Annotated in this window: 10 protein-coding genes and 1 pseudogene; 7 read left to right on the top strand and 4 right to left on the bottom strand. The window is 60.5% G+C overall.

Going from position 1 to position 11717, the window contains the following annotated elements; genetic code table 11:
* Positions 1-72: 72 nt before the first annotated feature.
* The 3 genes and pseudogenes from gap (at position 73) to C476_RS03225 (ending at position 3283) form a co-directional block, all read left to right on the top strand.
* Positions 73-1146 (top strand): type I glyceraldehyde-3-phosphate dehydrogenase, encoded by a 1074-nt coding sequence (gene gap, locus C476_RS03235; RefSeq protein ID WP_008009807.1) that lies wholly within the window; start codon positions 73-75, stop codon positions 1144-1146.
* Positions 1147-1179: 33 nt separating this feature from the next.
* A complete protein-coding gene (locus C476_RS03230; RefSeq protein WP_008009805.1) occupies positions 1180-2391 on the top strand; it encodes a phosphoglycerate kinase in 1212 nt (403 codons plus the stop codon).
* Between the two features lies 1 nt (position 2392).
* Positions 2393-3283: pseudogene (locus C476_RS03225) on the top strand (sugar phosphate nucleotidyltransferase).
* 96 nt (positions 3284-3379) lie between these two features.
* Here C476_RS03225 and C476_RS03220 read toward each other — a convergent pair.
* Both C476_RS03220 and C476_RS03215 read right to left on the bottom strand, forming a co-directional pair.
* Positions 3380-3607 carry a hypothetical protein gene (locus C476_RS03220; RefSeq protein WP_008009801.1) on the bottom strand — a complete coding sequence of 76 codons (228 nt, stop codon included), beginning with the start codon at positions 3605-3607 and terminating at the stop codon, positions 3380-3382.
* Between the two features lie 23 nt (positions 3608-3630).
* Positions 3631-4803: a hypothetical protein gene (locus C476_RS03215; protein ID WP_008009799.1), complete on the bottom strand. Its 1173-nt coding sequence runs from the start codon at positions 4801-4803 to the stop codon at positions 3631-3633.
* Between the two features lie 275 nt (positions 4804-5078).
* Here C476_RS03215 and C476_RS03210 point away from each other — a divergent pair, with 275 nt between their 5' ends.
* Positions 5079-5429, top strand: coding sequence for a DUF5658 family protein (locus C476_RS03210; protein WP_008009797.1), 351 nt, complete (start codon positions 5079-5081; stop codon positions 5427-5429).
* 143 nt (positions 5430-5572) lie between these two features.
* On the top strand, positions 5573-5800 hold the full coding sequence (locus C476_RS03205) for a hypothetical protein (protein ID WP_008009796.1): 228 nt from the start codon (positions 5573-5575) through the stop codon (positions 5798-5800).
* Positions 5801-5948: 148 nt separating this feature from the next.
* On the opposite strand, the gene C476_RS03200 is transcribed toward C476_RS03205, so the two are convergent.
* Positions 5949-7235, bottom strand: coding sequence for a Cdc6/Cdc18 family protein (locus C476_RS03200; RefSeq protein WP_008009794.1), 1287 nt, complete (start codon positions 7233-7235; stop codon positions 5949-5951).
* Between the two features lie 1036 nt (positions 7236-8271).
* Here C476_RS03200 and C476_RS03195 point away from each other — a divergent pair.
* On the top strand, positions 8272-9528 hold the full coding sequence (locus tag C476_RS03195; RefSeq protein WP_008009793.1) for a Glu/Leu/Phe/Val family dehydrogenase: 1257 nt from the start codon (positions 8272-8274) through the stop codon (positions 9526-9528).
* 101 nt (positions 9529-9629) lie between these two features.
* A complete protein-coding gene (locus C476_RS03190) occupies positions 9630-10421 on the top strand; it encodes a DUF6517 family protein (protein ID WP_008009791.1) in 792 nt (263 codons plus the stop codon).
* Positions 10422-10445: 24 nt separating this feature from the next.
* Here the strand turns inward: C476_RS03190 and C476_RS03185 are convergent, their stop codons facing one another.
* Entirely contained in the window at positions 10446-11594 is a 1149-nt protein-coding gene (locus C476_RS03185; protein ID WP_008009788.1) for a DUF7544 domain-containing protein, read from the bottom strand.
* Positions 11595-11717 lie beyond the last annotated feature (123 nt).

Raw genomic sequence — 11717 nt, 5'->3', positions numbered from 1 at the left:
TTAGAAGCCCCGTAACTCACGATTCGTGACGTTCGTGGGAACAAATTTACCCCGACGTGGTGACGCCCACCCATGAGACTAGATACCAATAGCGGCAGTTCGAGAAGCGAGGAACCGCTTCGAATCGGGCTCAACGGCTTCGGACGTGTCGGCCGGAGCCTCCTGCGTGCGTCACTGACCCACGATGACGTCGATATCGTGGCGATCAACGACGTGATGGACGACGACGACATGGCGTATCTGCTCCGATACGACTCGGTCCACGGCCGGCTCGAGGGGGTGTCCCGTCACGGCGACACCCTCTTCGTCAATGATCAGGAGTTCCAGCTTCTCTCCGAGCACGAGCCGTCGGAGATTCCCTGGGACGAACTCGAGGTCGACGTCGCCGTCGAAGCGACCGGGCTGTTCCGGACCCGCGACGAGGCCGCCCAGCACCTCGAGGCCGGTGCCGACACGGTGATCATCTCGGCACCGCCGAAAGGCGAGACGGAGGTCCCGATGTTCGTCTACGGGGTCAACCACGAGGAATACGACGGGGACGACGTCATCTCGAACGCCTCCTGTACGACGAACTCCGTCGCGCCGGTTTTACAGGTCCTCGACGACGAGTTCAACGTCGTTTCCGGCCTCCTGATGACCATCCACGCCTACACCGGCAGCCAGGGACTCGTGGACGGCCCCATGGACAAGCGACGGCGCGGCCGTGCCGCCGCCGAGAACATCGTCCCGACGACGACCGGAGCCGCGGGCGCGACGAGCGAGGTCCTGCCCGCCTTCGAAGGGAAACTCGAGGGGATGGCGATGCGGGTTCCAGTTCCGAACGGCTCGATCACCGACATCACCGTCAACATCGAAGAGGAGATCGAGCGAGACGACGTGCTCGACGCGATCCGAGCAGCGGCCGACGGGAGGCTGGCCGGCGTCCTCGGCTACACCGACGACGAGATCGTCTCACGCGATATCGTCGGCCTGCCGTTCGCCTCGTACGTCGATCTCGAGTCCGTGATGGTCGCGGCCAGCGATACGGTGAAAGTGCTGGCCTGGTACGACAACGAGTACGGCTTCTCGAATCAGTTGCTCGAACTCGCAAAGCACGTCGCGAGAGAATCAGGAAGCATCGATACCGGCCGGACCGTCGTCCACTGACGGGATCGAGACACGCGAGTACCACCCACAGCCATGACTACGTTTCGACCCATCGACAACCTCGATCCCGGCCAACGACTGCTCGTCCGGATCGACGTCAACGCCGCCGTCGAGGACGGCACCGTCCAGGACAGTCGTCGCTTCGCCCGCCACGCCGAAACGATCCGCGAACTGCTCGCGAACGACCACGCCATCGCCGTGCTGGCCCATCAGGGCCGGCCTGGCGAGGACACGTTCGTCTCGCTCGCGGAACACGCCGAGCTCCTCGCCGACCACCTCGACCATCCCGTCGCGTTCGTCTCCGATACCTGCGGCGAGGATGCGCTTTCGGCGATCGACGACCTCGAACCGGGCGACGTGCTCTGCCTCGAGAACGTCCGGATGCGCGACGGGGAACTCCCCGAGGAAGAGCCGGCCACGAAGGCCGAGACGGATCTCGTCCGGACGCTCGCCCCGGAGTTCGACGCCTACGTCGGGGACGCGTACTCGGCCGCACACCGCTCGCACGCCTCGATTGTCGGCTTTCCCCACGTTATGGACGCCTACGCGGGTCGTGTGATGGAACAGGAGTACACGGCGATCACGGCCATCCGAGACCGGTCGTTCGACGGCCCGGTCACGATGGTCCTCGGCGGGACGAAGGCCGAAGACGCGATCCCGATCGTCGAGCAACTCGACGACACCGTCGACCGGTTCTGTCTCGGTGGCGTCGTCGGGGAACTCTTTTTGCGGGCCGACGGCTATGCTGTGGGCTACGACGTCGCGGATTCCTCGCTTTTCGACCACCAGTGGGACAACCATCGTGACGACCTCGAGCGCAGTCTCGAGGCCTATCGCGACCGGTTGTATCTCCCAACCGATCTCGCCTTCGAGGACGACGACGGCGAACGCGTGGAGGTGGCAGTCGAGGGAACGACCAAGGAGCGCCCGTTTCTCGATGTCGGTACCGAGACGGCCAACCGCTACGCCGACATCGTTGTCAACTCTGCGGCGGTGTTCGTCAAGGGGTCGCTCGGCGTGTTCGAGGACGAGCGGTTCGCCGATGGGACCGTCACGGTCCTCGCCGCGATAGCCGAGGCCGACTGCTTCTCGGTCGTTGGTGGCGGCGACACCGCTCGAGCCGTCGAACGGTACGATCTCGACGAGGGCGACTTCTCGCGCATCACGATCGCCGGCGGGGCATACGTTCGCGCACTCACCGGCGATCCGCTCGTCGGCGTCGATGAACTCGACTCAGAGAACTAAGATGACTGGGCCCACTACAGCCGTCGTCCTGGCCGGCGGCTACGCGACCCGACTGTGGCCGATCACGAGGCATCGACCCAAGATGTTTCTTCCGCTCGGCGAGACGACCGTTATCGATCGGATCTACGCCGAACTCGAGGGGCTCGATCGGATCGACGAGGTCTACGTGAGTACGAACGAACGGTTCGCCGCCGACTTCGAGGCCCACCTCGAGGACACCCACTACGACAAGCCCCGCCTGTCCGTCGAGGAAACGGCACACGAGGACGAGAAACTCGGCGTCGTCGGGGCGCTCGCCCAGTTGATAGACCGGGAAAGGCTTGACGAGGAGCTGCTGGTAATCGCGGGGGACAACCTTTTTGACTTCGCCATCGAGGATTTCCTCCACTATTTCTGTCTCTTATACACATCTCTGAGCNNATGTGTATAAGAGACAGCCCTCGTCTCGATCGGCTGCTATGCGTTCCCCGAGGAGACGCTGTCACTGTTCACCCCATACCTCGAAGCGGGAAACGATCCGGACGAACCCGGCTGGTTCGTCCAGTGGCTCCAGGACAGGGAATCGACCTACGCCTACACCTTCGAAACCGCGTGGTTCGACATCGGTACCAGGGGAAGTTACCTCGACGCCGTTTCCTGGCATCTCGACGGCGACTCGCTGGTCGCCGATTCGGCGACCGTTCGGGAGAGCACCGTCGGCGACGACGTCCACGTGATGCCGGGCGCGACCCTCATTGACGCCGACGTCGAACGGTCGGTGATCTTCCCGGACGCGGACCTCGAGTCGACGACCGTTCGCGACTCGCTCGTCGACGAGGGAGCCAGAATCAGCGGCTTCGACCTCGAGCGCGCCCTAATCGGTGCCCACACTCGGATTCCAGACGATCGGTGAGGGTCGAGGCCCCAGTTACGGCTTCTGGGGACTGCTCTTGACACGTCACCGTCGGCGGTCGTCGACGCTATTTTCAAAGCGAGAGAGTCCCATCGTTCACGACCAGCCGCTCGTGATCGACACGTAGACGCCGACGCCGAGCAGCAGTGCTCCGTAAAACGCCCAGCGTGGCCAGCCGAGTTCGAGGAACAACACCGTCAGAAACAGGACCCACAGCGAAATGACGAGGACGTCACCGAGCACTCGGAGGGTGCCGCTCGTGACGGCGCTGAACGTGGGTCGAGCACGGTCGGGTCGTGAACTGCGGGGGGGATCGTTACTCATGTGAACGTGTGGTTAGCCGGTGGTTAGAAGTGATAGCCGTGTTGTTCTGTCAGTTGATAGGCACTGACGCCCCAGACGTAGCTCTGGCCGGGCCACCACGTCCGGGCGTTGTTAAAGCCCGCAATGAGGACGTCGTTGTCGTCGCCGTCGGGGTCGCGGTGATAGCTCACGGAGCCGCTGTCGCCGTCCGTGAGATCCATTTCGCCGCCCCAGCGAATCTGTCCACGGCGACAGAAGTCATCGGTAAAGCAGGTCACTGCGTCGATCCCCTGAATCTCTCCAGTCGTATGACCAGTCAGTGCGCCGACTTTCTCGAGTTCGGCGTCCTGTGCGACGAGCGTCGCGAGGCCGAACTTGGTGAACTGGCCGCGAACCCGGGGTCGTGACGGTGCGTCGATGCGGCTCGCGGGTTCGATCTCACCAGTGGGTTCGATGGCCGCAACGTCCTCGATAGGATGGTAGTCGGCGACGGTTCCCACCTCGACCGTGTCACTGTCCTCGCGTGGAAGCAGCAGGGTCCCGTCGGTCGCGTCGTGATTTTCCATGAACGCGTGCTCGGCCGTCACGAAGAAGCGTCGCTTCCCATCGGGATGATACAGCGCCGGGCCGATCGTCGCCATACTCGAGGGAGTTTCGCAGGCGACACCGCTAGGGACCCGTTCGTTCACGAGCATGTCGGCGAGGTGAGGGTCACGGTGTACTGGCCCGTTCTGAATCTCGTCGACATTGATGATCGTCTCCGAATTGAGGTCGATGCCCTCTGCGAATTCGTTGACCATCTCGGGGATCGAGTGGCCGTCGCTCGAGAGGCCGACGGAGATAGAAGCGGTCCCACTTTTCTGGTCGCCGGGGACGACTGTGCTGCCGAGATAGCCGGTAAAGCTGAGTTGGGCCAGCCGCTCGTTTACTTCGAGGGCCTGCTTGACGGCGGCGTACCACTCGGCGGGGACCGTTCGCGTTCGTTTCTGGATCGACCACGGATCGGCAGGATCGTCCCTGACGAGCGCGGTGACGACGGGGACCTCGTCATCGTCAGCTGCGAGAAAGTCGTCGACACCGAGCCAGGCGGCCATTCCAATGGCGTAGCCGCCGCTGACGAGCGTTCGCAAGAACGCACGCCGATCCATTCCCTGCTCGAGCCGGTCTCGAAGCATCGCGAGTCGGTGGGCTGATTGTTCGGTTTCTGTCTCCGGCATGTCGAACTCCTGCCAGCGCTGGCTCCCGTTTCGCCACTGTCTCCCGCCGCGAAACGGCGTCGGTAACCGTCGAATTGAACGTCGAAATCGACAAAAGTGGTTCTGCCTGCAGGTGCCGCGGGGGACGGGTTCGATCGGTAGCACCCCGTTTCGAGCTGTTAGACGTGGTTACTGAGACCTGCCGCCACGCTACGCCTGTCATAACAATACCTCGCGTGATGGAATCGGCGCGTGCTCCCAGGGCACGACGCTGGTTCGACTCCGGCGGGGAGGCTATGAGGTCCGAGGGCGCGGTTCTATATCGCCACCTGCCGGGTGACGTCACACCCGGGACGCTCGAGCGACTGCTCTGGGTCGTCGTCGTGCTTGCTTTGATTGCGGACGTCGCGACGACGTTCGTCGGCCTTGAACTGGGACTCTCCGAGTCGAACCCGGCTGCACGCGGCGCGATCGAGGGCTACGGAGTGGCCGGTATGCTCACCCTGAAGGCGTTTGCAGTCTCCGTCGGCCTCGTCTGTCGACCGCTTCTCGAGCGGCCGTATCGCCCGATCGTCCCGGCCGGACTCGCGGTGCCGTGGCTGGTGGCTGCGGCCCTAAACACCTACATAATTTTGACCGTTCTCTAGACGGCAGTCACACAGAGACGATGTGAAAAGTTCATTGTCAAACGTCATTATCGCGCTGTCACACTCCCTTAGAGACGCGTTCGGTCCGTCACGAACGATCGTGTCGCACAATCCCTATTTCGCTCGAGTGGCTAGCCAGCGTAATGACAACGCCTCCGACGCACGACGATTCGCCACCCCCTCTCGAAACGCAAAAGACGGTCCTCTTCTGTCCGGACTGTGGCCACCGAAGTCCGATCACCGGCGACTGGGATGTCACGACGACCGGCAACGAACGATTGCTCGTCTGTACTGACTGTGGGTCCGTTATCGACCGCCGCTCAGTCCGCCGGTCAGATGCCATCGAAACACCAGAAGGCCTGCCGACATGACCACGTCACCGTCGGTTGTCCAGCACTGACACTCATAGCGTTTGCCTCTGTCGATCGGCCGGTCTCACGGACCCCCACACCCCTCGTTCAGAGTGAAACGCGTCTCGAGCGAGGAGGGGGTCGCAGCACACAGTAGAAAATCGATAGTTCACGAAAAGGAATCGAGATCGAGCTCCCGGTTCGTTGCCGATGGGCTGGTTTCGTGGAGTTGGTCGTACGTCGGGAGTTCCTCGAGCGAGGAATCGCGCCGAACGGCCTTGACGATGTGTTTCGGATCGGTAACGAGCCGATGCAGGAGATAACTTCCCTGTGATCGGCCGCCACCGGTCTTCTCGGACTCGATGACGCCGAGAAACGCCTGTTCTTTGAGTTGGCGATAGAGTCCGTTTTCGGTGATCGGATCGTTTGCGACCAGTTCACAGATCCCGACGTATCGCTCATAGATCTCCCGTGTCTTGTATGTCTCTCGCCCGCCCGTAATGATGCGGCTCGCGAGCGCGTAGAGGGCGAGTTTCGCGTGGACGGTTGCCCCGCTTGTGAGTTCCTCGATCCGGTTGATCTCGGCGACCTCCTGTGCTTGCTTGATGTGGGCTTCGGAGACGGTCTCACTGCCAGTCCGGCGTGCGAGTTCGCCGGCCTCTTTGAGGATCTCGATCGCCTTCCGGGCGTCGCCGTGTTTCTTGGCCGCGAGGGCTGCACAGAGTTCGATCGTCCCACCTTCCAAGACCTCCGGCTGGAACGCGTCCTCGCGATTGCGCATGATTTCACGGAGTTGCGAGGCGTCGTAGGGATGGAAGAACAGTTCGCGATGGCCGAAGCTACTATCGATCCGTTCGTCGAGGGTCTCCCGATACTGGACCTTGTTACTGATCCCGATAACGCCGATGTAGGTGTCGGTCTTCTGTGCCTCACGCGCACGCGATAGTTGCATTAATATATTGCTGTTGTCCAGTTTGTCGATCTCGTCCAAAATGACGATGACAGCGTCGAAACAATCCTCGAGAATCTCCCAGATGTGCTGGTAATACTCCATCGTCCCGACGCCCCGAAGCGGGATGTTCTGTTGATACCCAGTCTGTTCTTTCAAATTGAGCGCCAACTGTCGCGTGGCGCGGGTCTCGGTGTTCGCTTCCGAACAGTCGACGTAGAGCACGGCACAGTCGATCTCGTTGCTTCGGGCGGCGTCCTGGGCTCGAGTCGCAACGTGCCGGGAGATGAGACTCTTTCCAGTACCGGTTTTGCCGTAGATCATGACGTTGTTCGGCGGATCACCGCGTGTGATCGCCCCGACCTCGGCGGCAACGGATTGGATCTCGTCGTCACGCCCGACGATCCGGTCCTCGTCGGGGACGTGGCCGACATGGAGGAGTTCCTTCCGATTAAAGATGGGATCGTGAGATCGGAAAAGTGGGTCCCCACTGGTCTGCTCAGCCATAGTTTCGTTCTGGAAGACAGTACGTATAAATCTATGGAAGGTAGTTCAGACTGATAGAATAGACGTAGAGGAGCTATATCTGTTGTTTGGTGGCTTGTATGAGGAGTATCCAACAGACCGGATGCAGACTGAACACCGAAACGCACAATCGGCTCTTTTCCGATCGCCAACTCGAGTGGAGACGTAACCGCAGTACAGCCTCATGCTGACCCACCCTCCCCTCGTTCAGACTGAAACCGACAGAGATGTAATGGGCAAACCTCCGTGATGAGAACGTCAGTTGCAAACGATTTCATAACACAAACGATTGGTTTGCAAAGAAACCACAATATTGACATAATACTGTCATAACATATTGTGTTTAATAACCATTTATATTATATTATTTTATACTGTCTATACTAGTCTATCTAGATTTGTTCTTGAATGTTATGGTAGGGGCAATATCTAGCCACTCGATTACGAGCTCCGGCCGAAATCCGAGAAGTCCGATTTCACCACAGTAAAACGGGATTTAACCGATCGAATCGGACCGATCGCGATACCTCTCCACCCCTTTGATCCGTTTTCACTCTGAATAGGGGGTGTGGGTCCCATCACTTCCCGTGTCCGATCGCCCCCGTACAGACCAGACGGACACCCGATTCAGAGTGAACGTCTGCTGCCACAACAGGACGCCGTTTCACTCTGAATGAAGGGCGTGAACGACCAACACTCTACCATCGATCCTCCAGTCACGCCGAATTCGCCTCCGCTTGCCCGCTCGATCGACCTTTCACTCTGAAAGAGGGGTGTCTCTCATCGAACCGGACCGTCGTCACTGCGCTCGGCCACTCTCGAAGACATAGATAGTCAACTACCTTCTAAAACCGATGTAATCGAACTGTACCATCCGATAGCTATTCGGGACGACTGCTTACCTCATCAGTCACGCCCTTGCCGATATATAATTCTCTTTCAATCCCTTATATTGTCTTTTATGCACTATGAGGTGCATTCGCCACGTTTATTTTGATTACTTCGGAAGCTACTGTCAATGTCAGACGAAGCCAACCCATTCGAAAGTCTGCAAGCGCAGATCGACGAGGCTGCAGCGTACCTCGATGTCGGTGACGACGTGATCGAGCGGCTCAAACACCCCGAGCGCGTTCTCGAGACGAACCTGACGATCGAGCGTGACGACGGCGACCTCGAGCGCTTCACGGCGTTCCGCTCGCAGTTCAACGGCGACCGTGGCCCGTACAAGGGCGGTATCCGCTATCACCCGGGCGTCTCCCGCGACGAGGTCAAAGCGCTGTCCGGCTGGATGACCTACAAGACGGCGATCGTCGACATCCCGCTCGGCGGCGGCAAGGGTGGCATCATCATCGACCCCGACGAGTACTCCGAAGCGGAACTCGAGCGACTCACCCGTGCGTTCGCGAAGGAACTGACGCCGATGATCGGCGAGGACCGCGACGTTCCCGCGCCTGACGTGAACACGGGCCAGCGGGAGATGAACTGGATCAAAGACACCTACGAGACTATCGAGAACACGACCGAGCCCGGCGTCATCACGGGGAAGGCGCTCGACTCGGGCGGCAGCGAGGGTCGCGTCGAAGCAACCGGTCGCTCGACGGTCATCGCCGCACGCGAAGCCTTCGATTACCTCGACAAGGACCTTGAGGGCGCGACCGTGGCCGTCCAGGGCTACGGGAACGCAGGCTGGATCGCAGCCAAGCTGATCGACGAGATGGGCGCAACCGTCGTCGCCGCCAGCGACTCGAGCGGTGGCATCTACAACCCCGACGGCTTCGATCCTGTCGCCGCCAAGGATCACAAGAACGAGACCGGCAGCGTCGTCGGCTTCGCGGGGAGCGAAGAAGAGATCACCAACGAGGACGTGCTCACGCTCGATGTCGACCTGCTGATCCCTGCTGCACTCGAGAACGCAGTCGACGCCGACCTCGCCGAAGACGTGAAGGCAGACGTCATCTCGGAGGCCGCAAACGGGCCGCTCACGCCTGCTGCCGACGAAGTGCTCGAAGACAAGGACGTCTTCATCATCCCGGACATCCTCGCGAACGCGGGCGGTGTCACCGTCTCGTACTTCGAGTGGGTCCAGAACCGACAGCGCTTCTCCTGGTCCGAAGAGCGCGTCAACGAGGAACTCGAGGGCGTCATCGTCGACGCATTCGATGCACTGGTCGAGACTTACGAGGAACACGACCTCGACAACCCACGGACGGCCACCTACGTCGTCGCGATCCAGCGCGTCGCCGACGCCTTCGAGGAAGCCGGCACCTGGCCCTGAATTCGGGCTTGCTGGTCGCTACACGGGGTAAATTTTTTCGGCTTGACAGACAGTCGTTGTTCCAACAAACACTTAGCGACTGCCGAGGGAGTGGCAGAACGATGAACCGACGAAGCGTTCTCGCAGGACTCGGTGTCACTGGACTCGCTAGTCTCTCGGGCTGTCTGGGACTGGTCGGACTGGACGAACACGAGTCGTCGCCCGCCGGTGTTATGACCACCGCTCGCGAGGAGACAGGCTACGAACAGACCGCCATCGAACCGCTCACCGTCGAACGGGAGGTCGGGCCGACGAACGAGACCGTAACCGTCACCAACTACATGACCACCCACGAGAAGGCAGTGGACATGGGACCACTGGGCAGGCAACGCGGTGCCATCTTCAACGTTCTGACGACCCCGCAGGTCTCGATTCTCGGTCGTGAACTCAATCCCATCGAGGAGATGTCGACACAGGAACTCGTCACGCTCGTCAGACAGAACTACGACGGGATTGGGAACATCGAGCATCAAGACGATACCGACGTTACGGTTCTCGAGCAGTCAACGACGCAGTCGCGGTTTACCGCCGACGCTGAATTTAACGGCCAAGATGTCTCGGTCAACGTCCACATCACCGAAGCCGTCGAAGCCAACGAGGACCTGCTCGTGACCATCGGCGTCTACCCCGAGTACGTCCAGCGATTTGAAGAGTCGAACATTACGGCCCTCACGGAGGCAGTGACGACCGATGTCGACGAGAACCCCTCGAGCGCCGGCTCCGATTCTGCCGCGAGCGATACCGAAAGCATCACCGATTCCACGAGCGTTGACAAACTCGATAACGCGACGAGTGTTAATGAAACTGTCAACGTGAGTATTAAAACCGGGAGCGGCGACGACTTCCTCGGCTAATCCTGCCGAGTGGTGGCCGTTCCCCTATCGCCAGCGATCATCGTCGTCGTCTCCGTCGTCCCAGCCGTTCGAGTCTCCCCAGCCGGTATCGTCGTCCCGATCGCTCGAGTCAGTGTCGTCCCGGTCTTGGGACTCATCGCGTCCCCATGGATCGGACGTGTCGCCTTGTCCGTAATCGCCCCCGTCAGGACCATCGCTTTCCGTGTTCCAGCCACCGCCTGGCTCGTCGGTTCGGTTGGGTCCGCCGCCCCGAACCGCCGCTCGCTGGTCGGGGATCAGATCGAGGTCTGCATCCGTGTCACCAAGCACCAACAGTGCGTAGTAACGGAGGTAGGTGACGATCGGGACCTGAATCAGCAGGACACCCAGGAGAATCACCGGGAGACCGAGCAGAAGCACGATGATGTTGAGAAGCGGGATAAACAGGAGGATCAGGAACGGGATCAGCAAAATGACAAAGAGGATGCCAGTCACGAAGGTAAGCACCAGTTGCAGGACCCAGACGAGCAGGAGATAGACGACGTACTCGGTCCAGTGTCCTCGCAGCGTCGGCCAGAACCGCTTCCAGGCGGCGACGACGCCGAGATCGTGCTCGAGCATTGTCGGCGCGACGAAGACGGTCGTGAGCCGATCGACGACGGCGAAGGCGATACCGACCGGAATCGCAAGGAGGACCAGCAGTCCGATCAGCCCTAGCGAGACGGTTTCAGACGTCGAGAAGACGATCGCAAGCACGGGGACACCGAACAAAACGAGACCAACGAGTCCGAGGGCGACGCGAAAGCCGAAGAGTCGGGTGCCATGGCCGACGTTGCGTTTCGTGTATCGGCGGACGTGGACCTCGCCCGAACGCAGCGACTCGAGGAGCGTAAACTCGAACAGCGAGCCGACGAAGAGAAAGGTGAGTCCGACGACGAGGACGACGAACACGACTGCGATCACTACCGGTAATACCTCTCCAACGTCGACGCTCGCCCCTGGGTCCGCCCCTGGTCCCGGTGTCGGCTCGCCACCGAAGCCACCGCCGCCGCCGAACGACATCGGTGAGCCGAAGCCAGCACCGCCGACAAAGAACACGAGAAGTGCCAGCTTGAGCCACATCCAGAGCCGAACCGGCGTTAGGAACTCTCGGGTTACGTCGATCGCGTCACTCAGGTCGTCGATCGCGAACATAGTTGTCAACTATGGGTTGCTCGAGTGATAGTATTGTTGCTCTGTTATGACTATAGTCACAGACTATCACGACATACTAGATGCCAGACCAGCTGTGCAATCGAGTAGCGTCGGTACAGGAAC

It is taken from the genome of Natrinema limicola JCM 13563, assembly GCF_000337475.1.
GTDB lineage: Archaea > Halobacteriota > Halobacteria > Halobacteriales > Natrialbaceae > Natrinema > Natrinema limicola.
This window is presented reverse-complemented; position numbering and strand designations above follow the sequence as displayed.

What these genes read in the sequence shown, in the direction of transcription:
- C476_RS03215 (WP_008009799.1), bottom strand. Translation starts at nt 4,803, where the DNA reads ATGCCGGAGACAGAAACCGAACAATCAGCCCACCGACTCGCGATGCTT.
- C476_RS03190 (WP_008009791.1), top strand. Translation starts at nt 9,630, where the DNA reads ATGAACCGACGAAGCGTTCTCGCAGGACTCGGTGTCACTGGACTCGCT.
- C476_RS03195 (WP_008009793.1), top strand. Translation starts at nt 8,272, where the DNA reads ATGTCAGACGAAGCCAACCCATTCGAAAGTCTGCAAGCGCAGATCGAC.
- C476_RS03230 (WP_008009805.1), top strand. Translation starts at nt 1,180, where the DNA reads ATGACTACGTTTCGACCCATCGACAACCTCGATCCCGGCCAACGACTG.
- C476_RS03220 (WP_008009801.1), bottom strand. Translation starts at nt 3,607, where the DNA reads ATGAGTAACGATCCCCCCCGCAGTTCACGACCCGACCGTGCTCGACCC.
- C476_RS03200 (WP_008009794.1), bottom strand. Translation starts at nt 7,235, where the DNA reads ATGGCTGAGCAGACCAGTGGGGACCCACTTTTCCGATCTCACGATCCC.
- C476_RS03185 (WP_008009788.1), bottom strand. Translation starts at nt 11,594, where the DNA reads ATGTTCGCGATCGACGACCTGAGTGACGCGATCGACGTAACCCGAGAG.
- gap (WP_008009807.1), top strand. Translation starts at nt 73, where the DNA reads ATGAGACTAGATACCAATAGCGGCAGTTCGAGAAGCGAGGAACCGCTT.
- C476_RS03205 (WP_008009796.1), top strand. Translation starts at nt 5,573, where the DNA reads ATGACAACGCCTCCGACGCACGACGATTCGCCACCCCCTCTCGAAACG.
- C476_RS03210 (WP_008009797.1), top strand. Translation starts at nt 5,079, where the DNA reads ATGAGGTCCGAGGGCGCGGTTCTATATCGCCACCTGCCGGGTGACGTC.